Raw genomic sequence first — 21642 nt, forward strand, 5'->3', positions numbered from 1 at the left:
GGCGGGCGCCGGCGGGGGCGCGGGTGGCGGCGCGCTCGTCGCGGCGACATCGTCATCATCGCCGGACTTCGAGCCGAGAGTCTTGCTGATGCCGCTGATCGTGCCGTTATAGCCGGGCGCCGAGATGCGGATGCAGGACAGCGCGCTGCAATTGCGCGGCGCCTCGACATGGACGCGCTGGCCGTCGATCTCAAAGGTGATGCCGGTGCCGCCGGCATGCGCTGACGTGGTGGCCATCAGCAGCGCGGCGATCGCAACGAGCTTCTTCATCTGGGTCTCCGTGGCGTTGGGCGGGGGTGGATCGGTTGCTCCGGACGCTACGCGGCCGCGGGGCCTGGTTCTGTGATCTGCATCACGCCGGCGGGCGCGGCCGAGGGATCGTCACGAAGGATCGTCACGGTGACGCAGGTCACTGCGCCGTGAGTACCGCACCCTTAAGCGTCATCGGATGTTCTGGAGGTTTCGATGAAGCGCACCTGCCTGCTCGTCGCGCTGATGCTGTTCGCGCCGTTCGCCCATGCCGGCGAGGGCATCTCGTTTTCGATCGGCGGTCATCGCGTCCATCTCGATTCGACGCGGTGCCGCTCGCTTTCCTGCGTCTCGGTGTCGGATAGATCGAGGCGCGACGAGGACAATGGCCGCACGCTGAAGCCGGTGCCCGCGCCCGCAGCGGCGGCGGTCCCCGTCACGCCGGCCGCAAGCCCGCCGCCACCGGCTGCACCACCCGCGCCGCCGCCGGTCATCGTGTACAAGCCCGCTCCGGCCGCGCCGCCGCCTGCTGCTGCGCCATCACCACCGCCGCCGCGTGTGATGACGCCCCAGCCGCCGCCGGTTGTCGCAGCTCCGCCGCCGGCCACCGTGCCTGCACGTCCAGCTTCACCCGTGATCCGCGTCTCGCACGAGACGGACGTGCCTGACGACGGCCCGATCGGCGACTGGCAGACCGAAGCCAACAATTTGGTGCGCGTTCGCCTCTGCGGCAACGCGCTGTGCGGCTATGCGCTCGACCGGACCACGCGCGATCTCGGTGAAGCGGTGCTGATCAACATGAAGCCGAAGCAGGACGCGCGCTGGACCGGCGGCATCTACAGCCGGAACAGCGGCAACATCCATTACGGCACGATCGCGTTGACGGGCGCGGACAAACTGCGCGTCGAATCCTGCGTGCTCGGCCGCTTCTATTGCACCGGCGCCGACTGGGTCCGCGTGTCGCATTCGCGTGCACGGGTCATCACGCAGGGGCAGCTCCGGCCCGAGCCGCGCTCCTGACTGCGCGAATGTCCAATTTGTAACCGGGCGTCTTCGAACCTGCTGCCTCTTCGCGCGCGACCGATAGAGGTCAACGCTGTCTTCGCAAGCGATGGAGGCAAGCATGAAATGCCTGAGCCTGGCCGCGCTGCTGCTCGCCGGCAGCGTCGCCGCCGCCCATGCCGACAACGACATCTACACCAACATGCTGGAGCAGCGGCGCGGCGACGATGCGCTGCATGTCGATGCCGCGGTCTGCGATGCGCAGGTCGGCGCGCCGCAGAACGGCACGCCGACGTCGCGGCGATACAAGAGCGGCATGCGCGCCCGCGGCTGGCGTTTCAGCCACACCATCCGCGAGCCGCGCCGCCGCGATGGCGGCTATCCCGATCCCGACAATCCCGGGCTCGTCTGCCACGATTTCACGATCGGCGGCATCACCGGATCGAGCTGCTCGAATTTTTGAGGGCGCGCGGCTTCTGTCCCGTCATCCTGAGGAGGCGCGTAGCGCCGTCTCGAAGGATGGACGGCCGGGCTGCAAGATCGTGGCCGTCGCCCTTCGAGACGCGCGCGATGCGCGCTCCTCCAGCGACAAAGGCGAAGCCTTTGCGCGGGGGTGACGGAATCAGCTATCGCAAAGCGCCCGGCGGCGGCCACCGGGCGCTGAACTCATCGCCTTTCGAATGATCTAGAACACGCCGAGAATGATGGCGCCGACGAAGGCTAACGCGATGTACGCGGCCACAATGCTCAGCTTGCTCAGCAGAGGACTCGCGAAATCCATTGGGAAACTCCCTCGGTTCACAACGCTGCCCGCATTAACGCAAAAGCTAGCAACTGGTTCCCGGCCGATAAAGTCAGCGGTGCTGTCCAGCCCGGTGTTCCCGCGCGATGCCGCATTGCGGCGCGTGGCTCAAACAGACGCCGAATCAAGGCGTTGAAGCGACCGCAAATTTATTCCAGGGCGTTGCGAAGGAGCTATGCGCCACCGGTACCGGATACCGTCCGTCAGTTCTCAATCTGGGTTGTGATTCTATAGGATGCTATCTCCAGCTGAGTACTTGCGCCGGGCGCCAGCGCAGTCTCCGTCACGACACGAGCGGCGATCTCCTCGCAGCTCTGCGGCGTGATGCGGCGCGTTCGTCAGTTGCCGACGCAACAAGCACTGTGCGGCAAGGCGCGCTGCATTGCCGGGTTCCACTGCATGGTTAAGACTGCCTGAAATCGTTCCGTCGAATTGCGTTGAAGAGTCTTTTAATCAAATTCGCAGAACCTCCGCGCCATGACGCGTGGAGTTCGTTTGTATCTCGTCGGCTCCCTTGTCCTTGTGTCGCTTGCTGGTTGCGGCCGCGGTCTGTTCCAGACTGCCGAGCGCGAACCGTGGCGGGCCGAGGCCGAGGCCGCTTGCCTGAAATCAGGCGCGGTGAAGGAAGGGCCTGACCTCGTCCGCATCGATCCGATCTCCGGCCCGGGTGTCTGCGGCGCCGAGTTCCCGCTCAAGGTCGCCGCGCTCGGCGAAGCCAGTTCGGCTTACGGATTTGCCGACGACAGCCTGCGTCCGCCTGCGTCGGTCGGCAACCAGCCGCGTTGGCCGATCAATCGTCAGCCCAGTCCGCCGCCTGCGCAGGCGCCGTATTCCGATCAGGCCGTCGGCCAGCCGAACTATGGCCGCCAGCCGAACGGACCGGTGTCGCTGTCGGCCCCCGGCGTGCCGCCGCAGCAGGGCGAGATCGACCTGCCGCCGGAAGGCTCGCCCGATGCAAGCGGCGAGCGACCTTATTATCCTGGCCTGCCGCGCAATCCGCAGCGCGAGGGCGCGGCCGCGCCTTATTCACCTGCGCCTTATTCCCAGCAGCCTCAGGACGCGCCGCCGCCGCGGCTCGGTCCGTCGGGCGGCAACCCGGTGGGGACGGTCGGCCCGGTCGCGGTGAAGCCGGCGGCGACGCTGGCGTGCCCGATCGTCTCGGTGCTCGAGCGCTGGCTCGCGGATTCCGTGCAGCCGGCGTCACAGCGCTGGTTCGGCGCGCGCGTCGTCGAGATCAAGCAGATCTCGGCCTATTCGTGCCGCGGCATGAACGGCAATTCGCACGCGCATATTTCCGAGCATGCTTTCGGCAACGCGCTCGATATCGCGGCCTTCACGCTGTCTGACGGCCGCCGCGTCTCGGTGAAGGATGGCTGGAAGGGCTTGCCGGAGGAGCAGGGCTTCCTGCGCGACGTCCAGGCCGCCGCCTGCCAGCAATTCACCACGGTGCTGGCGCCGGGTTCCAACGTCTATCACTACGACCACATCCATGTGGACCTGATGCGCCGGGCCAGCCGGCGCCTGATCTGTCAGCCCGCCGCCGTCTCCGGCGAAGAGGTCGCGGCGCGCGCCGGCGGCCGTAACCCCTATGCAACGCGCGAGCCTTATGTCACAGGATCGCTTGGCGGCAGAAAGCCGGCCCCGCGGGGTAAGGCGGGGGTCAACGAAGAAGACGAATTCGCCGACGAATAGGGACGCGTCTGATACCCGTATTTTTACTGGGTGACACCGTGCAAACGGTAGCCACTTTTATTCTGCATATGCTTCGGAGCCGGGAGCGCACCCGGCTGATTTCTGGGGGATAGCTTTGCAAGACGCTCCGATCATTCTCGTCATCGAAGACGATCGTGATCTTCAGATGATGGTGGAGGACGCCCTGAGGGATGGCGGCTATGAGCCGGCGATCGCAGGCTCGGGCGAGGAAGCCCTGACGCTGCTGAAGGCGTTCCGCACCAAATACAGTGCACTGGTCACCGACATCCGCCTGCTCGGCCGGCTCGACGGCTGGCGTGTGGCGCGCGGCGCCCGCGAGATCGATCCGTCGTTCCCGGTGCTTTACATCACCGGCGGTGGCGGCGATGAGTGGCCGACGAGGGGCGTGCCGGACAGCGTGTTGCTGAACAAGCCGTTCTCGCCGGACGAGCTGGTTGCGGCGGTGGCAAAGCTGCTGAAGAACGGCGCGCCGGCCTGACGGCTGCTTCGAACGACCTGACGCGTGTGGCAGGCCGTTCGCGGAAAGCGCTTATTCCGTCTTTATAAGATCCCGTCGCGGCTCTTCTCGAATTCATACGCCCTCACGCTCATCTTCGCGGCAGCTGCCGGAGAACGAAGATGACGACCTATCGCGCCTATATCGTCGGACCGCACAGCCGTTCCATCGGCGTGGTCAATCTGGATTGCGCCGACGATGATCAGGCCATCACATCGGCCGGCCGTCTTGTCGACCACCATGATGTCGAGCTGTGGCAGATGGATCGGCCCGTCGCCAGGTTCGACGCCGGGTCGAAGCAGGTATTTCGGAAGTAGTGGGAGGCGGCGCGGCGGATGAGCGCGCAGAGCCGTTAGCGCACAGCCGTCATCCCAATGCGCCGAAGCAACCCTTCGAGCGTATGGTCTCAGCCGCCAACACGCCGGCTCTTTCCTGAAACGACGATCGCCCGCACAACAAGCGCGATGCGCTCGTTGCGCGCGCTGGGCCGAATTCTGCCTGAACGTTCGAGTGTAGCGACCCCATGAAGGGCTGCCCAAAACGTCTCGGTCACGTCGGCGACCTCGACGCAAAACGGCGCGACGACCGCCGCAAGTGCTTCGAAGCCGGCCCGCAGTTCGGGTCTGGTGCCAGCTTCGGCGAACCGCAAATCCGTTGGCAGCACAAACATAGCGTCGTAAAGCGCGGGACGATCCAGCGCAAAGGCAAGATAGGCCAGAGCGACGTTCTTGAGTGCGTTTCGTCCTGTCGATCCGCTCGCCGCTTCGCGAAGTGCGGCCGTGAGTTCCTTGAAACCCTCGACGGCAACTGCCGCAACGATCGCATCCCGGTTCTTGAAGTGTGAGTAGAGGACAGGCTGGCTGTATTCGATCTCGTCGGCGAGGCGGCGCACCGTAACGGCATCCCATCCTTCGCGCTCTGCGATCGCCCGCGCGGCCGCGACAATGCGATGCTCGCGCGCAGCCCGGTCCCTGCCTTTTCGCTCAGCGGTACCCAATCCTCGATCTCCCGAATCTGGAAGGTTCAGCCATTTCAATAGCATGCCGATGCTTGACAATCTAGCAACGCTATTTATCTAGCAATGCTAGATATTCTTTTGCTAGAAGGAGAACAGAGTGATGCAACGGCTTGCGCTCGGCACGGGATTGCTCGTTGCGCTCGGAATTATCGCGATCGGCATCGGCTACGTCGCGGGCCCGAGGACCATGACACGAAGTTTCGGCCTGCCGCTTCCTGAAAGCGGCATCAATATCGCCTGGTGGCTTCGCCTCAAAGGGGTGCGCGACATCGTCGCGGGATTGGTCGTGCTGGCGTTCTTGGCGTTCGGCACTCCGAGAGATGTCGGCCTCATCCTGCTTGTTGAAGCCATCATCCCGGTCGGCGACATGCTGCTCATTCTCGCCGCGAAGGGCTCCCGCAAGAGCGCCTTCGGGATGCACGGTCTCACGGCGGTGGTCATGGTCCTTGCCACCATCCCCCTGATCGTTGGAGTAGCCTGAGATGATGCATACTATTTCAATCTGGCTCCTCGTTGCCGGCTTCTTTGGCGCAGGCGTCTTCAACGCGATCAGCACGTCGGCGACGCAAGGCGATTTCGTCCGGTGGGGCTACCCGCACTGGTGGGGGATTCCTACCGGTGGACTGGAGATCATCAGCGCCATTCTGATGGTGCTTCCGGTCAGCCGCATTGTCGGCATGGCGCTTGGGGCGGCCATCATAGCGGTTGTGGTTTTCACTGTTCTTCGCCACCGTGATTTCTCGCACCTTGTGCCGCTTGGCGGGTTTGTCGTCTTGATTGCGCTTGCCGCGACCTCGTCGTGAGCGCCGACCTTGCCAACCAGGTTCATCTCCGCTTCCCGCAACCTGGTCATGACCGGTTGTGAGCCTACACCCAAGGTGTCGCGCCGCGCGTTCCCTGATGGTAGACCTAGTGCCAGCTTCGTCATTTAGATGGGATCAACGGTCATGGCTTTGGAGAAGGTCGCACTCGTCACCGCAGGCGGCAGCGGCATGGGCGCGGCAGCGGCGCGGCGGTTGGCCGCAGATGGATTTCGGGTTGCGATCCTGTCGTCGTCGGGCAAGGGCGAAGCGCTGGCGGCCGAGCTCGGCGGCCTCGGCTTCACCGGCTCGAACCGTTCCAACGACGATCTGAAGCGCGCCGTTGACGGCGTGATGGCGCGCTGGGGCCGCATCGACGCGCTGGTCAACAGCGCCGGCCACGGCCCGCGTGCGGGCGTGCTCGAATTGACCGATGAGCAGTGGCACACCGGTCTCGACGTCTATCTGATGAACGTGATCCGCCCGACACGTCTGGTCGCACCTCACATGCAGGCGCAGAAGTCCGGCGCGATCGTCAACATCTCCACCGCCTGGGCCTTCGAGCCGAGCGCGATGTTTCCGACATCCGCGGTGTTCCGCGCCGGGCTCGCCGCGTTCACCAAGCTGTTCACCGACAGCTACGCGGCCAGCAACGTCCGCATGAACAACGTGCTGCCGGGCTGGATCGACAGCCTGCCGGCAACTGACGAGCGCCGCGACAGCGTGCCGATGAAGCGCTACGGCAAGGCGGAGGAGATCGCCGCAACCATCGCCTTCCTCGTCTCCGACGGCGCGGGCTACATCACCGGCCAGAACATCCGCGTCGATGGCGGCCTGATGCGGTCGATTTGATCGACTGGTGGACCCGTCATCCTCAGAGCAAGTGAGTTTGTGATTCACAAGCGGAGCCAAATGTTCGGTGTCGTCCCGGCGAAAGCCGGGACCCATAACCACCGATGGTCATTGTTGTTCGTCGGTGGAACGACAGGGCCCGTCCACAACATACGCCGCGGAGTATGGGTCCCGGCTTTCGCCGGGACGACATTGAGTGTGGGGTGCCGTTCGTATCCGCAGCGTCGCCACAACTTATGTCACCACTTGCGTCTACGCGCTGCGCTTCGCGTCCCAGGCCGCGCACGTCACAATTGCGGCGACCTCAGATTGCGTTTGTCGTGATGACAAACTGAAAGCACAGGGCTAGCCTTCCGCAAAATCAAAACATACGGGAGGAATGGCATGCCAGACGCAGCAGTTGCAGCACGCGCTTCGGACTCCACGCACAGCGGAACCACACAGCAAGTCGACGTCGCGGTCGTCGGCGCCGGTTTCGCCGGTCTCTATCTGCTGCATCGGCTGCGCAAGGCGGGCTTCTCGGCAGTCGCGCTCGAAGAGGGCGCCGATGTCGGCGGCACCTGGTACTGGAACAGATATCCAGGCGCGCGCTGCGACATCCAGACCATCGATTACAGCTATACGTTCGATCCGGAGCTCGACCAGGCGTGGACCTGGTCGGAGAAATACGCGACCCAGCCGGAGATCCTGCGCTATCTCGGCTTCGTCGCCGACCGCTACGATCTGCGCCGCGATATCAGGTTCGGCACCAAGGTCACGCAGGCGACCTGGGATGACGCGACCGCGCGCTGGCAGATCTCGACCAACAACGGCGCCAATGTCTCCTGCCGCTACTACATCATGGCGACCGGCTGCCTGTCGTCGCCGAAGCCGCCGGAGATCGACGGCGTCAAGGACTTCAAGGGCGAGATCTATTTCACCGGCCGCTGGCCGCATCAGGGCGTCGATCTCAAGGGCAAGCGCGTCGCCGTGATCGGCACCGGATCGTCGGGCATCCAGTCGATCCCGCTGATCGCCGAGCAGGCCGCGCAGCTCACCGTGTTCCAGCGCACGCCGAACTTCGCATTGCCTGCCGGCAACGGCCCGGCGCCGGAGGATCGCAAGACCTATTTCGAAACCGACCGGGCCGCCTATCGCGAGCAGGCGCGCTGGTCGATGGCCGGCGTGCCGTATCCGCAGCAGACGGTGGTGAGCTGGCAATTGAGCGATGCCGAGCGCCGCGAGCGGTTCGAGAAGGCGTGGGCGGCGGGCGACCTCGTGCACATCCTGACCCAGCTCTGGGCCGACCAAGCGGTCGATGTCGACGGCAACAAGCTCGTCGCCGACCTGATCCGCGAGAAGATCGGCGCCGTGGTCAAGGATCCGGAGACCGCCGCGGCGCTGGCCCCGCACGATCACCCGTTCGGCGCCAAGCGGCCCTGCCTCGATACCAATTACTACGCGACCTACAACCGCCCGAACGTGACGCTGGTGAATCTGCGGCAGGAGCCGATCAAGGCGATCACCGCCAGCGGCATCTCGACCAGCGGACGCAGCTTCGATGTCGACGTCATCGTGTTCGCCACCGGCTTCGACGCGATGACCGGCGCCATCATGGCGGTGCATCCGATCTCCGGCCGCGGCGGCAAGTCGCTGTCGGATGTCTGGGCGCACGGACCGCAGACTTATCTCGGCGTCACCGTCGCGGGCTTCCCCAATCTGTTCATGATCACCGGCCCCGGCAGTCCGTCGGTGCTGTCGAACATGGCGGTCTCGATCGAGCAGCATGTCGACTGGGTGGTCGAGCGCATCGCCGCGCTGCGCGATGCCGGCTTCACCACGATGGAGGCAACCGAGACCGCGCAGGCCGGCTGGGAACGCCACATGGCCGACTGCGCGACGTTGACGCTGCACCGGCTCGCCAACACCTGGTACACGGGCGCCAACGTGCCCGGCAAGCCGCAGGGCGTGATGCCTTACACCGGCGGTGTCGGTCCGTATCGCAGCATCTGCAACGAGGTGGTCGGCCGCGGCATGCTCGGCTTCAAGCTTAGTGGCCCCGGCGTTGCCGAGCAGTGCAATGACGGCGAGGTGGTGCGGTTGCAGCCGGACGTGCGGTTGGTGCTCGGCATGCTGGCTGAGATGAACCTGCCGCCGCTCGAGACGATGGGGGCGCAGGGCGCGCGCGACTTCCTCACCGAGTTCAACAAGGGCCGTCCTGCGGGACGACCGGTCGGCGAGGTCGGCACCGGCCTGTTGCAGGGCGCGGACGGCCCGCTGCCTTACAAGCTGTATCGACCGGCGACGCCAGGGCCGCATCCGGTCGTGGTGTATTTCCACGGCGGCGGCTGGGTGCTCGGCGACGAGCTGTCGGACGATCCGTTCTGCCGCGATCTATGCCGGCGCACCGGCATGATCATCGTCAGCGTCGGCTATCGCCACGCGCCCGAGCACCGCTTCCCGGCCGCGGCCGAGGACGGCTATGCGGCAACGCGCTGGATCGCCGCCCACACCGCCGAGCTCGGCGGCAAGGCCGGTCCGGTGCTGGTCGCGGGCTGGAGCGCCGGCGGCAACATCGCAGCCGTCACCTGCCAGCTCGCGCGCGACCGCGGCGGGCCCGAGATCGCGGGCCAGCTCCTGATCTGCCCGGTCACCGACTCGACCTTCGACCGGCCATCCTATGTCGACAACGCCGCCGGTTACTTCCTGACCCGCGGCCTGATGTACTGGTTCTGGGACCTGTACTGCTCGCCCGCCGACCGCACCGATCCGCGCGTCGCGCCGCTGCGCGGCAAGCTCGAAGGCCTGCCGCCGGCGTTCATCGCGACCAGCGAGTTCGATCCGCTGCGCGACGAGGGCATTGCCTATGGCGACGCGCTGAGCAAGGCCGGTGTCAAGGTCGAGCAGCTCAAGGCGCAGGGCCACTTCCACTCGTCGTTCGTGATGGTCGATGTCATCATCACCGGCGTTAGCGGCCGCGTGAAGATGGCGAAGGCGCTGCGCCGGTTCGCCGGACTGCCCGAGGAGCTGGAGCAGGACAACGTCGCCGCGCCGAAGGTCAACGCGGCCGCGAACTAGGTCCGGAGTCCGGCAGCAGCAAATGCGGTGCGCTCCCTCTCCCGCTCGCGGGGGAGGCGCGTTGCCAAAATATCGAAAACAACCCCATGCAAAGGAGCCGGCGGCCGGCGTCCGACCCGGTTACTTGACACGTCGGGCAACTCACGGGTATTTTCCAATATTCCGAAATCACGCAGGCGCACGCCAGGGCGCTAGCCGAGCTCGAACGTCGTGACGCCGAACACGCGATCGATCCGCAATGGCGCGATCGCACCGGTGTACATCCGCGCGGTCTCGAACACCGGCGAAAGTCCGAGGCCTTGCGCCAGCGCGACGGCGTCGCGGTTGATGGCGGGGACATCGAGGAAGATGTCGCCGCCGCCTGCGGTTGCCAGCAGTGCCGAGAGGATGATCTCTGCGCTCGCGCGGTCATCAGAAACGAGCGGACCGATCTTGCGGCCGGTGCGGCAAGGACGGATCACGCCCCAGCCGGCCAGCCTGCCGTCGCGCAGCAGCGCACGTCCGATATGCCCTGGTGTGTTGATCCAGGCGCGCAGGAATGCCGGACGCGGCGCCGGAAACACCGTCGCGTCATCGGCCTCGACCAACGCCATGGGTACATCGGTCAGCGCGACGACGTCAGTGCTCAGCGCCGGAGGCGCTGTGACCGTGCCGCCATAACGCACATTGGCGTAGGCGAGCGCGAAGCCGGACTTTCGGTAGTTCGCCTGCTGCGCCACCACGCCATCGAGCCCGATCACGCGCGGGCGCGCATGCGCGATGGCCGCATCCCATATCTTCAGGCCGTAGCCTTGGCCGCGCAGATCCGGGCGCACGATGTAGAATCCCAGGAAGGAAAACTGCGCGCCGTAATTGACGCAGGAGATCACCGCGGCGGGCTCGCCGTCGAGCTCGCCGATGAAGAATCCCTGCGGGTCCTCGGCGGCGAAGCACGGCGCATCGGCGAGACCGGGATTCCAGCCCTCTGCCGCTGCCCAGTCGACCGCGAGCGGAATCTCGTCGGATCGCATCGTGCGGATGATAAACTCGCTCATGGCCAATCGTCTCGTCGGGCCGGAGTTATCGATCGTGCATATCAACGGAGCAAGAACAAGACCCCGGTGGCAGATTGAGGAATCCGACGTCCGTCACGCTGAGGAGGCCGCGCAGCGGCCGTCTCGAAGCACGATGGCCACCAGCCGGGCCGCGCATGCTTCGAGGCTCGCTACGCGAGCACCTCAGCATGACGGGACCAAGAGTGCGGTGGTTCGCGAAAGAGCCCCGATCTTACCCGACCTTCGGCCGGTACGCCGCGAAGAACACGCGCGTCGCACTGTCGACGACGGTTGCGATCCGCTCCGGCGAGGGCGACGGATTGGCCTGGAAGATGAATGCCTGGAACAGCGTCGCCTGGCACATCTGCATGAACTGCCAGGCCGCGAGCTGGGTGTCGTCCATGACGAGTTCACCGAGCGCGGCGCGCGCCTCCAGATAGGCGGCGAAGCGGTCGACGGTGTGGGCGATCACGTGAGTGTAGAACCGGCTGCCGAGCTCGGGCATCCGCTCGGCGATCGCCATCACGGTGCGGATCGCCGAGCCGCCGCCGGGCCGGCACAGCAAGGCGACATAGGCGCGGCCGAATTCGGGGAGGGTGGTGTCGACGTCGCGCGCCGGATCGAAATTGAAGGCCACCTTGCCCTGTTCGAGCTTCTCCTCCTCGACGATCGCCGCGAACAGCCCGGCCTTGTCGGGGAAATACACGTAGAGCGTGCCTTTGGAGACGGCGGCGGCGCGGGCGATCTCGCCCATGCTGGCGCCGTCGAAGCCGAGTTCCAGGAACACCTTGCGGGCGCCGTCGAGGATCTGGCGGCGTTTCGAGGATTCCTCCTCGCCGACGGCCTGGAGGGAGGTTCGGGGGGCTGCAACCATTGATTTAGCTTCTCGCGAAAGAACTCAACCCAGAATGAGCCAATGGGAGAATCGAACCATTATGATTCATGGCGCGGGAATATAGATTGACCGAACCGTTCGGTCAATGGTATTGGAGGGAGTAACGATGCGCCGCACGGCCCTTATTCCGCCATTGCGGGCGTCAAGATTTTTGGTGGGGAGCCTCGGCTATGGCCGCAGCACGGGATCAGGCTGCACGCATTGTTCGTTCCGAGCCGGAGATGGCCGGGGACCCGATGGCGCGCGACGCATCGGCCGATCTCGGCGAGCAGGCGAGGGTCGACGAAGCCAAGGGGCTTGAAGCCAAGGGTCCTGAAGCCAAGGGGCCCGCCGAAAAGCGCCCCGCCGAAGCGCCGCCAGCTTCTACGCCCGAGCAGCCGGCGGCATCGCCCGCTGCCGCTGCGCCGAAATCCGGCAAGCGCAGATTTGTTTTGATGGGCATTGTCGGCCTGCTCGCGATCGCGGCCGCAAGCTATGCCGCCTATTACCTGATGGTCGGGCGCTTCTATGTCTCGACCGACGACGCCTATGTCCGCGCCAACAACACCATGCTCGGCGCGCGCGTCGCCGGCCATATCGCGGCGATCCTGCCCGGCGACAATGCGCTGGTGCGCGCCGGCGATGTGATCTTCCGGATCGACGACGGCGATTATCGCATCGCGGTCGACGCTGCCCGCACTCGGATCGGGACGCAGCAGGCGACCATCGAGCGGATCGGCCGCCAGGTTGCGGCCGCGGTCAGCTCGGTCGAGCAGGCGCAGGCGCAACTGGTGTCCGCGCAGGCCGGCCTGAAGCGCGCTGATCTCGATTACGATCGCCAGCAGGCGCTGAGCACCAAGGGCTTTGCCTCGCGTGCCACCTTCGAAGTGTCCGAAGCCGGCCGTGACCAGGGCGCGGCTGCGGTGCGCTCGGCGCAGGCGGCCTATGATGCCGCCAAGGACAATGTCGAGGTGACCAAGGCGCAGCAGACCGAGGCCCGCGCCCAGCTCGCCGAATTGCAGACCCAACTCGCCAAGGCCGAGCGCGATCTCGATTTCACCCAGGTGCGCGCGCCGGTCGACGGCACCTTCTCCAACCGCCTGGTCAACGCCGGCGACTACATCAATGTCGGCCAGCGGCTCGGCAACGTGGTGCCGCTCGACGGCGTCTTCATCGACGCCAACTATAAAGAGACCCAGCTCAAGCGCATCCGCACCGGGCAGCGGGTGACGATCAAGGTCGACGCCTACGGCTTCCGCAAGTTCACCGGCATCGTCGACAGCATTTCGCCGGCGGCGGGCTCGGTGTTCACGCTGCTGCCGCCCGACAACGCCACCGGCAACTTCACCAAGATCGTGCAGCGCCTGCCGGTCCGCATCCGGGTGCCGAACAGCGTCGCCAGGCAGGGCCTGCTGCGCGCCGGCATGTCGGTCTACACCACGGTCGACACCCGCGAAGGTGCGGCCGACGCCGACGCGGATACCGACCTCGACTCGCCGATGATGATCCATCCGCAGTGATGCCTTGAAGCCTCGGCCACAGTCCGAGGCTCGGAGCCTGATGAGCCCATGGCCGACGCGACCACTGCCTCGCCCTCGATGATGACCGGCGCTTCGGAGTCCGAGCGGCTCCAGCCCAAGCGGGTGGTCGCCTTCATCATCATGGTGTTCGGCATGTTCATGTCGATCCTGGACATCCAGATCGTCTCGGCCTCGCTCACCGAGATCCAGGCCGGCCTGTCGGCGTCGTCGACCGAAGTGTCGTGGGTACAGACCGCCTATTTGATTGCCGAGGTGATCGCGATCCCGCTGTCCGGCTTCCTGTCGCGCGCGCTCGGCACCCGCCTGTTGTTTGCGATCTCGGCGTTCGGCTTCACGGCGTCCAGCCTCTTGTGCGGCTTCGCCTCCTCGATCGAGCAGATGATCCTGTGGCGCGCGCTGCAAGGCTTCCTCGGCGCCGGCATGATCCCGACCGTGTTCGCCTCGGCCTACACGATCTTCCCGCGCTCGAAGTTCTACATCGTGGCGCCGATCATCGGGCTGGTCGCGACGCTGGCGCCGACCGTGGGGCCGACGGTCGGCGGCTACATCACCGATCTGATGTCGTGGCACTGGCTGTTCTTCATCAACATCGTGCCCGGCGTCATCATCACCGTCGGCGTGCTGTGGCTGATCGATTTCGACCAGCCGAACTTCGCACTGCTCGACCGCTTCGACTGGTGGGGCCTGATCTTCATGGGCGGCTTCCTCGGCTCGCTCGAATATGTGCTCGAGGAAGGCCCGCAATATGAGTGGCTGCAGGACACCTCGGTCGCGATCTGTGCCGCGATCGGCTTCGTCTCGGCGGTCGCCTTCTTCTGGCGGGTGCTGACCGCGGAGGAGCCGATCGTCGATCTCTATGCCTTCTCCAACCGCAACTTCGCGGTCGGCTGCGTGCTGCAGTTCTGCATCGGCATCGGGCTCTACGGCCTGACCTACGTCTATCCGCGCTATCTCGCCGAGATCCGCGGCTACAGCGCGCTGATGATCGGCGAGACCATGTTCATCTCCGGCATTACGATGTTCTTCATGGCGCCGGTGGTCGGCCGGCTGATGCAGAAGGTCGATCTGCGCTACATCATCGCCTTCGGTCTCGTCACCTTTGCGCTCGGCTCCTGGCAGATGACCTGGATCACGCGCGAGTACGATTTCTACGAGCTCTTGGTGCCGCAGATCCTGCGCGGCATTGGCATGATGTGCGCGATGGTGCCGACCAACAACATCGCACTCGCGACGCTGCCGCAGGACCGCGTCAAGAACGCCTCCGGCCTGTTCAACCTGATGCGCAACCTTGGCGGCGCGGTCGGGCTCGCCGTGATCAACGAAGCGCTCAACGACCGCACCGATCTGCACATCTCGCGGCTGCAGGACCGCGTCACCTGGGGCAATGCGACCGCGGTCGAGACCCTCAACAATTTCGCCCAGCGCCTGCAGGGCATGGGCGATGCCACCACCATGGCGATGAAGCAGCTGTCGCAACTCGTGCACCGCCAGGCGCAGGTGATGAGCTACGGCGACGCCTTCTTCATGCTGTCGCTGTTCTATGTCGGCCTCAGCCTGCTGGTGCTGTTCGTCAACAAGCCGCCGTCGATGACCGCAGGCGGCGGCGACGCGCATTGACGTGAGCTCGCGCCTAGCTGCAGTAATTCGACGTCGTCATTCGTAGCCCGCATGAGCGAAGCGATATGCGGGACGTCGAAAGTTACTAAACATGGTCAGATACAGGCGTAACTTCATCCCCGGCGGGACCTTCTTCTTCACGGTTACACTCGCGGATCGGCGATCGCGCCTGCTCATTGACCATATTGCCATACTTCGGAATGCCTTCGGCGCTGCGCGTCGCGAGCGGCCATTTAATGTCGATGCGGTCGTGGTGCTCCCGGATCATCTGCACGCCATCCTGACGCTACCGCCAAACGACCCGGGTTTTGCAGGCCGATGGCGGCGCATTAAGGGCTACTTCAGTAGCCAGATGCTTGCTGCCTCTGTCACCTTGAAGCGTCGGCCAAATGGAGACCTGGCGCTCTGGCAAAGACGATTTTGGGAGCACACTATCCGCGATGAAGGCGACTTCGCGCGGCATGTTGACTACATCCATTTCAATCCCGTCAAGCATGCCTTGGTGAAGCGCGTGTGTGACTGGCCGCATTCCTCCTTCCATCGCTTTGTGAATGAGGGCGTGCTGCCAATCGACTGGGCTGGCGATGCAGGGACTAGCGGAAACTTTGGCGAGCGCCCCGACTGACGACGGCTTGCGGGGCGCTATTCGTAGCCCGCATGCGCGAAGCGACATGCTGGGAGGCGGCTATTCCGGATCCGATGATCGCATGGAGTGTTGGAATCCCGGATGTCGCTTCGCTCATCCGGGCTACGAGAATGTGCCTGTTCGTCAACAAGCCGCCGTCGATGACCGCAGGCGGCGGCGACGCGCACTGAGGGCATATCTGCTTCGCCCGTTCGCGTGCAGAGCGTCGCATCGCCGACACATTGCCGCACTCACGCTGATGTCATCTTGCCAATCGCGCGTGATGCATTTATAAGCAGCGCCATCCTTTCACGAACCGGGGAGATGCACATGATGTCGTTTGTTTCGCAGACCGTGCGCCCGCGTTCGTTGCTGCTGGGCGCTCTCGCGCATTAGGTCCCAGCGCTGATCGGGCTTGATGCCCAATCATCCAACTTCCCAACACGTTATCTACAATTTCCAGTGACATCGGCGGTCGGATTCCGTCTGCTTGTCACTTCAGACGGAGCCGGCCGGCGCAGAGCATGCGTGGCCGGGATGTGCCATGAGCTCTCTAACGACCAAGCGTCCGGCCGCGATCCGGATCGTGCTTCCCTTCGTGTTTCGCCACTGGCTGGAACAGCCGTTTCGCGCGTCAATCGTAACGGCCGGCTTCCTCGGCGCGACCGCGGCCGACCTGTTCATGCCGGTATTTTCCGGCCATCTGGTCGACGCGCTGACCGCGGGCGCCACCGATGCCACCGCGCGCCATGCGGCGATGCTGGCGTTCGGCGCCATCGTCGGTCTCGGCGCGCTGTCGGTGCTGCTGCGGCTGATCGGTATCGAGACCATCGTGCCGTTCACGCTGAAGATGATGTCCGATATCGGGCAGCAGGCCTTCATGCGCGTGCAGCGGTTCTCGACCGATTGGCACGCCAATTCGTTCGCCGGCTCCACCGTGCGCAAGATCACGCGCGGCATGTGGGCGCTCGATTTGTTGAACGACACCATCCTGATGGCGCTGTTGCCGTCGCTCGTCGTGCTGGTCGGCTCGATGATCCTGCTCGGGCTGCACTGGCCGCAGCTCGGCGCGGTGATTGCCGTCGGCTCGGTGATCTATGTCGCGATGACCATGGTGTTCCAGGTGCGCTATGTCGCGCCGGCCGCGCGCGTCTCCAATGCGTGGGACACCAAGGTCGGCGGCACGCTGGCCGACGCCTTGACCTGCAACGCGGTGGTGAAGTCGTTCGGTGCGGAAACGCGCGAGGACATGCGGCTGGAGGGCGTCATCAGCCGCTGGGGCCGGCGGGTGCGGCGAACCTGGCTCCGCTACAACCGCACCTCGACGGCGCAGCTGCTGGTGCTGTTGTGCTTCCGCGCCTCGGTGGTTGGCGGTGCGATCCTGCTGTGGACGCAGGGCGCCGCCACGCCGGGCGATGTCACCTATGTGCTGACCAGCTACTACATCATCCACGCCTATTTGCGGGATGTCGGCATGCACATCAACAACCTGCAGCGTTCGGTGAACGACATGGAGGAGCTGGTGCAGATCCATGGCGAGCCGCTCGGCATCATCGATGCCGATGATGCCAGGACGATCGACATTCAGGGCGGCCGCATCGTGTTCGACGACGTCACGTTCCATTATGGCGGCCATCGCCGGCCGCTGTATGACGGCCTGTCGGTCGACATCGATGCCGGCGAGCGCGTCGGCCTCGTCGGGCGCTCCGGCTCCGGCAAGACGACCTTCGTCAAGCTGGTGCAGCGGCTCTACGATGTCTCCGGTGGCAAGATCCTGATCGACGGTCAGGATATCGCCAAGGCGACGCAGCAATCGCTGCGCAGCCAGATCGCAATCGTGCAGCAGGAGCCGATCCTGTTTCACCGCACGCTGGCGGAGAACATCGCCTATGGCCGGCCCGGCGCCAGCATGGCGGCGATCGAGCAGGCGGCGCGGCTTGCCAATGCGCACGACTTCATCATGCGGCTGCCGAAGGATTACGGCACGCTGGTGGGCGAGCGCGGCGTCAAGCTGTCCGGCGGCGAGCGGCAACGCGTGGCGCTGGCGCGCGCCTTCCTGGCGGATGCGCCAATCCTGATCCTGGACGAGGCGACCTCGAGCCTGGATTCGGAATCCGAGGCGCTGATCCAGCAGGCGATGGAGCGGCTGATGAAGGGCCGCACCTCGATCGTGATCGCGCACCGGCTGTCGACCGTGCGCAGCATGGATCGCATCCTGGTGTTCGACCGCGGCGAGGTCGTCGAGCAGGGCACGCACGAGGTGCTTGCCACCCGTCCCGGCGGCATCTACCGCGGCCTGTTCGAGCGGCAGGCCACCGAGTTCGGCCAGGAAGCGGCGGCGGAGTGATCCGGAATATCTCTGGAACTCCGCCGAAGCGGTGGCGGCTGCGCAAGATGGAAGGAGCGCCCATGCGCGAGGACGAGGTTTGGAACGCGGAGACCGCCAAATCCTACGACACCCCCGGCGCCGGCATGTTTTCACCAGACGTGCTGGTGCCGACGGTCGATCGACTGGCAGCTTTGGCCGGCAGTGGCCGCGCGCTTGAATTTGCCATCGGCACGGGGCGCGTTGCGGTCCCTCTCAGCGAGCGAGGCGTTTCCGTCGCAGGCGTAGAGATGTCGACGGCGATGATCGATCAATTGCGCACCAGGGCCGGCGAATCGCAGATTCCGGTCGTCGTCGGCGATATGGCGACGGCGTCGGTGCCGGGGCGCTATGCGCTCGTCTATCTCGTCTACAACACGATATCGAATCTGCTGACGCAAGAGGCGCAGGTCGCGTGTTTCCGCAACGCTGCGCGGCACCTCGATCCCGGTGGAAGGTTCGTGATCGAACTTTGGGTTCCTCAGCTACGCAAATTGCCGCCCACGCAGGAAGCCGTCGTCTGGCAGTCCGAGCCCGGCTATATCGGCCTGGACACCTATGACGTGGTGCGTCAACACGTCGTGTCTCACCACATCAGATTTGGCGATGATCGGCAGCCGACGCTGATGCGCTCCACCCATCGCTATATCTGGCCGGCAGAACTCGACCTGATGGCGCAGTTGGCCGGCTTTGCACTTGAGACCAGATCTGCGGATTGGAGCGGGGCGCCATTCACCGCCGAGTCAGCTTCACACGTCTCGACATATCGGCTGCTCGATCGCTGACATCGGATGTGCCGGCGGCGATCTCTCTGATGTCGCGCCTGGGTTATCGCGGTGCCAGCCCGTTCCACACCAGCGCCACGCCGGACAGGAACAGCAGCGCCAGCACGACATCGGAGAAATTGCGGTCGCTGAGCGCGTGATAGAGCCGGGCGCCGAGCCAGGCGCCGAGCAGCGTTCCCGGAAACGCGCAAGCCACGAGCCAGATCAACTCGGGTTTCACCAGGCCGCTTGCGATCTGGACCAGGAGCGCGGCCGCCAGAATTGTGAAGTTGAAGATCTGGAACACGCCGCGGCGCTGCTGCTTGCCCCAGCCGCGCACGCTCGCCCACAGGATCGGCAGCGGGCCGGACAATCCGGCGAGGCCGCCGAGGATGCCGCCGGCAAATCCGATCGCACCGTCAGCCCATTTGCCGCCGAAGGCGATCGACATCGGCTTGCGTTGCAGGAACAGCAGAGTTGGAAACACCAGCAGGAAAACACCCACCGTCAACTTGAAGACTGCGGGGTCGGCCCGCGCGATCAGCAGGATGCCGATCGGCACACCCAGGAGGCCGCAGATGACGAATGGCCAGACCAGGCGGAAATCGATCGTCTTCCAGATCGACGGCAGCGTCGAAACCTGCGCGATGACCGAGCAGACCAGCACCAGCGGCACCGCAAGCGTCGGCGGCACCACATAAAGCCAGATGCCGAGCGCCATCAGCGCGGTGCCGAAGCCGGCGAGGCCGGAGACGAAACCGCCGGCAAGCGCGCCGAAGAACAGGATGGCGTAGCTCGCCGGGTTCATTCCTCATCTCGTTGTTTTTGATCGTTGCCGCGACGTTTACACGACGCCGGCTGTGGGTACACTTCAAAATCACGGCTCATCAACGATAATCGGAATGGAAGCATCCTCATGATTGCTGGTTCGTCGAAAACCTTTCTGGTCTGTCACGGCGCCTGGTCGGCGGGATGGGCGTGGAAGAAGATGCATCCCTTGATGCAGGCCGCCGGGCACCGGCTCATCACGCCGAGTTACACCGGGCTCGGCGAGCGCGCGCACCTCGCGCATCAGGGGCTCGACCTCGAAGCGCATATCCAGGACATGCTCAATGTCATTTCCTATGAAGACCTCCGCGACATCGTACTGATCGGCCATTCCTATGGCGGCATGGTCGCGACCGGCGTCGCCGACCGGGTGCGCGAGCGGATCGCGCAGCTGATCTATATCGACGCCTTCGTGCCGCGCGACGGCCAGTCGCTGTTCGATCTCAACGAGTCGGCCATCGAGACCATGCGTGAGCTCGCGAGCGATGGCGACGGCTGGCGTGTTCCGCCGATGCCGACGCCGACGGACACATCTCCGGCAGACCTCGAATGGCTGACCGCGCGCCGCGTCGACATGCCGATCAAATGCTTCGAGCAGAAGCTGAGGCTGCAACACGGCGAGACCAGCCTGCCGCGCAGCTACATCTACGCCACCCGCGCCACGCAGGCCGACACGTTCGGCCAGTTTGCAAAACGCACGAAGAATGAAGCCGGCTGGCGTTACTTCGAGATCGATGCCAGCCATTCGCCGAACGTCACCGCGCCCGAGGCGCTGATGGCAATGCTGCAGGAGATCACGGCCCAGGCTGCGTAGCAGCAGGTATGGCTACACCGCATGCATGCATCGTTTTTGAACAATGTCGGCAACGTTGCGGTCACGAGCCATCCTTTGACATCAACGGTGACGGCAACTTGATCTCGCTTGTTCAGCCGATCTGCGACATAATCCGAGCGCGGCGTGCAGCGATATGGGCGTGGACCGATGAACCGAAGCCCCGTACTCGTAGACTTGGCGCTTCAAGGTGGCGGATCGCATGGCGCGTTCACGTGGGGCGTCCTGGACCGGCTGCTTGAAGAGCCGTGGTTTCAGATCGCGGGTATTTCCGGAACGTCGGCCGGCGCAATGAATGCCGCCGTGCTGGCGGATGGCTGGGCCGCGGCCGGCGCTGCCGGCGCGCGCGAGGCCCTCGAAAAATACTGGCGCAGCGTTTCGCGTGCCGCCGCATTCAGTCCGCTGCAACGCTCACCATTCGACCGCCTGATGGGACGATGGTCGCTCGACAGTTCGCCGGCTTACTTCTTCACTGATTTGATGTCGCGGGTGCTCTCGCCGTACGACCTCAATCCTCTTGGTATCAATCCGCTACGGCGGATCCTGGCAGAGAGCATCGATTTCGAGCGCCTCGCGCGCGCGCCGATCAAGCTGTTCGTGACCGCCACGCGCGTGCGGACGGGACGCGGACGAATCTTCCGCAATGCGGAGATTACCGCCGATGTCCTGCTCGCATCGGCCTGCCTGCCGACGATGTTTCGCGCCGTCGAGATCGACGGCGAGCCGTATTGGGACGGCGGCTATGCCGGAAACCCAACGATCACGCCGCTGGTCCGTGAGACCGATGCCCAGGACACCGTCATCGTCCAGATCAATCCGACCGAGCGGCCGGAGGAGCCGCGCTCCGCCGCTGATATCCTCAACCGCCTCAACGAAATCTCGTTCAATTCGCCGCTGGCAAAGGAGCTGCGGATGATCGCGCTGCTCCGTCAGGTCGCCGATCCCGGTACCGGCGAGGGGGCCCGCTGGTCGCAGATGAAGACGCATCGGATCAAGAGCGACTTGCTCGCGACGTTCGGTTCGTCATCCAAGCTCAACGCCGAATGGGCCTTCGTCGCCAAGCTGCAGTCGGAGGGACGGCGCGCCGCCGGCGAATTTCTCGACGCGCACGGCGCGGATATCGGCCAGCGTTCGACTGCCGATCTCGACATCTTGCTGACGGAGTGCTGAGGC

Annotated in this window: 20 protein-coding genes and 1 pseudogene; 16 read left to right on the plus strand and 5 right to left on the minus strand. The window is 64.9% G+C overall.

Annotated elements, in window-relative coordinates; all coding sequences use genetic code 11:
• Nucleotides 1-270: pseudogene (locus tag AKN84_RS38295) on the minus strand (DUF2147 domain-containing protein); the annotation flags it as partial.
• Nucleotides 271-465: 195 nt separating this feature from the next.
• Here AKN84_RS38295 and AKN84_RS38300 point away from each other — a divergent pair.
• The 5 genes from AKN84_RS38300 to AKN84_RS38320 all read left to right on the plus strand — a co-directional run bounded on the left by AKN84_RS38300 (nucleotide 466) and on the right by AKN84_RS38320 (nucleotide 4579).
• The gene (locus AKN84_RS38300; protein WP_050425578.1) at nucleotides 466-1269 is read left to right on the plus strand and encodes a DUF2147 domain-containing protein; all 804 of its coding nucleotides are present in this window, start codon (nucleotides 466-468) and stop codon (nucleotides 1267-1269) included.
• 103 nt (nucleotides 1270-1372) lie between these two features.
• Nucleotides 1373-1714 carry a hypothetical protein gene (locus AKN84_RS38305; protein WP_128971530.1) on the plus strand — a complete coding sequence of 114 codons (342 nt, stop codon included), beginning with the start codon at nucleotides 1373-1375 and terminating at the stop codon, nucleotides 1712-1714.
• An 816-nt stretch (nucleotides 1715-2530) separates the two neighbouring features.
• On the plus strand, nucleotides 2531-3745 hold the full coding sequence (locus AKN84_RS38310) for an extensin-like domain-containing protein (protein ID WP_050425580.1): 1215 nt from the start codon (nucleotides 2531-2533) through the stop codon (nucleotides 3743-3745).
• Nucleotides 3746-3860: 115 nt separating this feature from the next.
• The gene (locus tag AKN84_RS38315; RefSeq protein ID WP_050425581.1) at nucleotides 3861-4244 is read left to right on the plus strand and encodes a response regulator; all 384 of its coding nucleotides are present in this window, start codon (nucleotides 3861-3863) and stop codon (nucleotides 4242-4244) included.
• A 140-nt stretch (nucleotides 4245-4384) separates the two neighbouring features.
• Nucleotides 4385-4579: a hypothetical protein gene (locus tag AKN84_RS38320; RefSeq protein WP_050425582.1), complete on the plus strand. Its 195-nt coding sequence runs from the start codon at nucleotides 4385-4387 to the stop codon at nucleotides 4577-4579.
• Between the two features lie 89 nt (nucleotides 4580-4668).
• On the opposite strand, the gene AKN84_RS38325 is transcribed toward AKN84_RS38320, so the two are convergent.
• Entirely contained in the window at nucleotides 4669-5259 is a 591-nt protein-coding gene (locus AKN84_RS38325; RefSeq protein WP_050425583.1) for a TetR/AcrR family transcriptional regulator, read from the minus strand.
• 121 nt (nucleotides 5260-5380) lie between these two features.
• On the opposite strand from AKN84_RS38325, the gene AKN84_RS38330 reads away from it, so the two are divergent.
• The 4 genes from AKN84_RS38330 (at nucleotide 5381) to AKN84_RS38345 (ending at nucleotide 9989) form a co-directional block, all read left to right on the plus strand.
• The gene (locus AKN84_RS38330; RefSeq protein ID WP_050425584.1) at nucleotides 5381-5761 is read left to right on the plus strand and encodes a DUF4267 domain-containing protein; all 381 of its coding nucleotides are present in this window, start codon (nucleotides 5381-5383) and stop codon (nucleotides 5759-5761) included.
• Nucleotide 5762: 1 nt separating this feature from the next.
• Entirely contained in the window at nucleotides 5763-6083 is a 321-nt protein-coding gene (locus AKN84_RS38335; protein ID WP_050425585.1) for a DoxX family protein, read from the plus strand.
• 144 nt (nucleotides 6084-6227) lie between these two features.
• Nucleotides 6228-6932, plus strand: coding sequence for an SDR family oxidoreductase (locus tag AKN84_RS38340; RefSeq protein WP_050425586.1), 705 nt, complete (start codon nucleotides 6228-6230; stop codon nucleotides 6930-6932).
• A 384-nt stretch (nucleotides 6933-7316) separates the two neighbouring features.
• A complete protein-coding gene (locus AKN84_RS38345; protein WP_050425587.1) occupies nucleotides 7317-9989 on the plus strand; it encodes a flavin-containing monooxygenase in 2673 nt (890 codons plus the stop codon).
• Between the two features lie 191 nt (nucleotides 9990-10180).
• Here AKN84_RS38345 and AKN84_RS38350 read toward each other — a convergent pair whose 3' ends face one another.
• Together AKN84_RS38350 and AKN84_RS38355 are read right to left on the minus strand one after the other, a co-directional pair.
• The gene (locus AKN84_RS38350) at nucleotides 10181-11023 is read right to left on the minus strand and encodes a GNAT family N-acetyltransferase (protein WP_050425588.1); all 843 of its coding nucleotides are present in this window, start codon (nucleotides 11021-11023) and stop codon (nucleotides 10181-10183) included.
• A 232-nt stretch (nucleotides 11024-11255) separates the two neighbouring features.
• Nucleotides 11256-11897, minus strand: a complete 642-nt coding sequence (locus AKN84_RS38355) for a TetR/AcrR family transcriptional regulator (RefSeq protein WP_050425589.1) — start codon at nucleotides 11895-11897, stop codon at nucleotides 11256-11258.
• A 191-nt stretch (nucleotides 11898-12088) separates the two neighbouring features.
• Here AKN84_RS38355 and AKN84_RS38360 point away from each other — a divergent pair, with 191 nt between their 5' ends.
• The 5 genes from AKN84_RS38360 (at nucleotide 12089) to AKN84_RS38380 (ending at nucleotide 18830) form a co-directional block, all read left to right on the plus strand.
• Nucleotides 12089-13417, plus strand: coding sequence for an HlyD family secretion protein (locus tag AKN84_RS38360; protein ID WP_050425590.1), 1329 nt, complete (start codon nucleotides 12089-12091; stop codon nucleotides 13415-13417).
• A 48-nt stretch (nucleotides 13418-13465) separates the two neighbouring features.
• On the plus strand, nucleotides 13466-15055 hold the full coding sequence (locus tag AKN84_RS38365; protein WP_050425591.1) for a DHA2 family efflux MFS transporter permease subunit: 1590 nt from the start codon (nucleotides 13466-13468) through the stop codon (nucleotides 15053-15055).
• Nucleotides 15056-15146: 91 nt separating this feature from the next.
• The gene (locus tag AKN84_RS38370; RefSeq protein ID WP_050425592.1) at nucleotides 15147-15680 is read left to right on the plus strand and encodes an REP-associated tyrosine transposase; all 534 of its coding nucleotides are present in this window, start codon (nucleotides 15147-15149) and stop codon (nucleotides 15678-15680) included.
• Nucleotides 15681-16224: 544 nt separating this feature from the next.
• Nucleotides 16225-18027 (plus strand): ABC transporter ATP-binding protein, encoded by a 1803-nt coding sequence (locus AKN84_RS38375; RefSeq protein WP_050425593.1) that lies wholly within the window; start codon nucleotides 16225-16227, stop codon nucleotides 18025-18027.
• A 62-nt stretch (nucleotides 18028-18089) separates the two neighbouring features.
• Nucleotides 18090-18830 carry a class I SAM-dependent methyltransferase gene (locus tag AKN84_RS38380; RefSeq protein WP_050425594.1) on the plus strand — a complete coding sequence of 247 codons (741 nt, stop codon included), beginning with the start codon at nucleotides 18090-18092 and terminating at the stop codon, nucleotides 18828-18830.
• Between the two features lie 43 nt (nucleotides 18831-18873).
• Here AKN84_RS38380 and AKN84_RS38385 read toward each other — a convergent pair whose 3' ends face one another.
• The gene (locus AKN84_RS38385; protein WP_050425595.1) at nucleotides 18874-19617 is read right to left on the minus strand and encodes a sulfite exporter TauE/SafE family protein; all 744 of its coding nucleotides are present in this window, start codon (nucleotides 19615-19617) and stop codon (nucleotides 18874-18876) included.
• 111 nt (nucleotides 19618-19728) lie between these two features.
• Between AKN84_RS38385 and AKN84_RS38390 the strand changes: the two genes are divergently transcribed.
• Both AKN84_RS38390 and AKN84_RS38395 read left to right on the plus strand, forming a co-directional pair.
• Entirely contained in the window at nucleotides 19729-20451 is a 723-nt protein-coding gene (locus AKN84_RS38390) for an alpha/beta fold hydrolase (RefSeq protein WP_050425607.1), read from the plus strand.
• A 168-nt stretch (nucleotides 20452-20619) separates the two neighbouring features.
• Entirely contained in the window at nucleotides 20620-21639 is a 1020-nt protein-coding gene (locus AKN84_RS38395; RefSeq protein ID WP_050425596.1) for a patatin-like phospholipase family protein, read from the plus strand.
• Nucleotides 21640-21642 lie beyond the last annotated feature (3 nt).

Source organism: Bradyrhizobium tropiciagri, assembly GCF_001189845.1.
In the GTDB taxonomy this organism is placed as follows: domain Bacteria; phylum Pseudomonadota; class Alphaproteobacteria; order Rhizobiales; family Xanthobacteraceae; genus Bradyrhizobium; species Bradyrhizobium tropiciagri.

What these genes read in the sequence shown, in the direction of transcription:
- AKN84_RS38335 (WP_050425585.1), top strand. Translation starts at nt 5,763, where the DNA reads ATGATGCATACTATTTCAATCTGGCTCCTCGTTGCCGGCTTCTTTGGC.
- AKN84_RS38355 (WP_050425589.1), bottom strand. Translation starts at nt 11,897, where the DNA reads ATGGTTGCAGCCCCCCGAACCTCCCTCCAGGCCGTCGGCGAGGAGGAA.
- AKN84_RS38380 (WP_050425594.1), top strand. Translation starts at nt 18,090, where the DNA reads ATGCGCGAGGACGAGGTTTGGAACGCGGAGACCGCCAAATCCTACGAC.
- AKN84_RS38360 (WP_050425590.1), top strand. Translation starts at nt 12,089, where the DNA reads ATGGCCGCAGCACGGGATCAGGCTGCACGCATTGTTCGTTCCGAGCCG.
- AKN84_RS38340 (WP_050425586.1), top strand. Translation starts at nt 6,228, where the DNA reads ATGGCTTTGGAGAAGGTCGCACTCGTCACCGCAGGCGGCAGCGGCATG.
- AKN84_RS38395 (WP_050425596.1), top strand. Translation starts at nt 20,620, where the DNA reads ATGAACCGAAGCCCCGTACTCGTAGACTTGGCGCTTCAAGGTGGCGGA.
- AKN84_RS38370 (WP_050425592.1), top strand. Translation starts at nt 15,147, where the DNA reads ATGGTCAGATACAGGCGTAACTTCATCCCCGGCGGGACCTTCTTCTTC.
- AKN84_RS38365 (WP_050425591.1), top strand. Translation starts at nt 13,466, where the DNA reads ATGGCCGACGCGACCACTGCCTCGCCCTCGATGATGACCGGCGCTTCG.
- AKN84_RS38305 (WP_128971530.1), top strand. Translation starts at nt 1,373, where the DNA reads ATGAAATGCCTGAGCCTGGCCGCGCTGCTGCTCGCCGGCAGCGTCGCC.
- AKN84_RS38300 (WP_050425578.1), top strand. Translation starts at nt 466, where the DNA reads ATGAAGCGCACCTGCCTGCTCGTCGCGCTGATGCTGTTCGCGCCGTTC.
- AKN84_RS38345 (WP_050425587.1), top strand. Translation starts at nt 7,317, where the DNA reads ATGCCAGACGCAGCAGTTGCAGCACGCGCTTCGGACTCCACGCACAGC.
- AKN84_RS38375 (WP_050425593.1), top strand. Translation starts at nt 16,225, where the DNA reads ATGAGCTCTCTAACGACCAAGCGTCCGGCCGCGATCCGGATCGTGCTT.
- AKN84_RS38350 (WP_050425588.1), bottom strand. Translation starts at nt 11,023, where the DNA reads ATGAGCGAGTTTATCATCCGCACGATGCGATCCGACGAGATTCCGCTC.
- AKN84_RS38320 (WP_050425582.1), top strand. Translation starts at nt 4,385, where the DNA reads ATGACGACCTATCGCGCCTATATCGTCGGACCGCACAGCCGTTCCATC.
- AKN84_RS38310 (WP_050425580.1), top strand. Translation starts at nt 2,531, where the DNA reads ATGACGCGTGGAGTTCGTTTGTATCTCGTCGGCTCCCTTGTCCTTGTG.
- AKN84_RS38330 (WP_050425584.1), top strand. Translation starts at nt 5,381, where the DNA reads ATGCAACGGCTTGCGCTCGGCACGGGATTGCTCGTTGCGCTCGGAATT.
- AKN84_RS38385 (WP_050425595.1), bottom strand. Translation starts at nt 19,617, where the DNA reads ATGAACCCGGCGAGCTACGCCATCCTGTTCTTCGGCGCGCTTGCCGGC.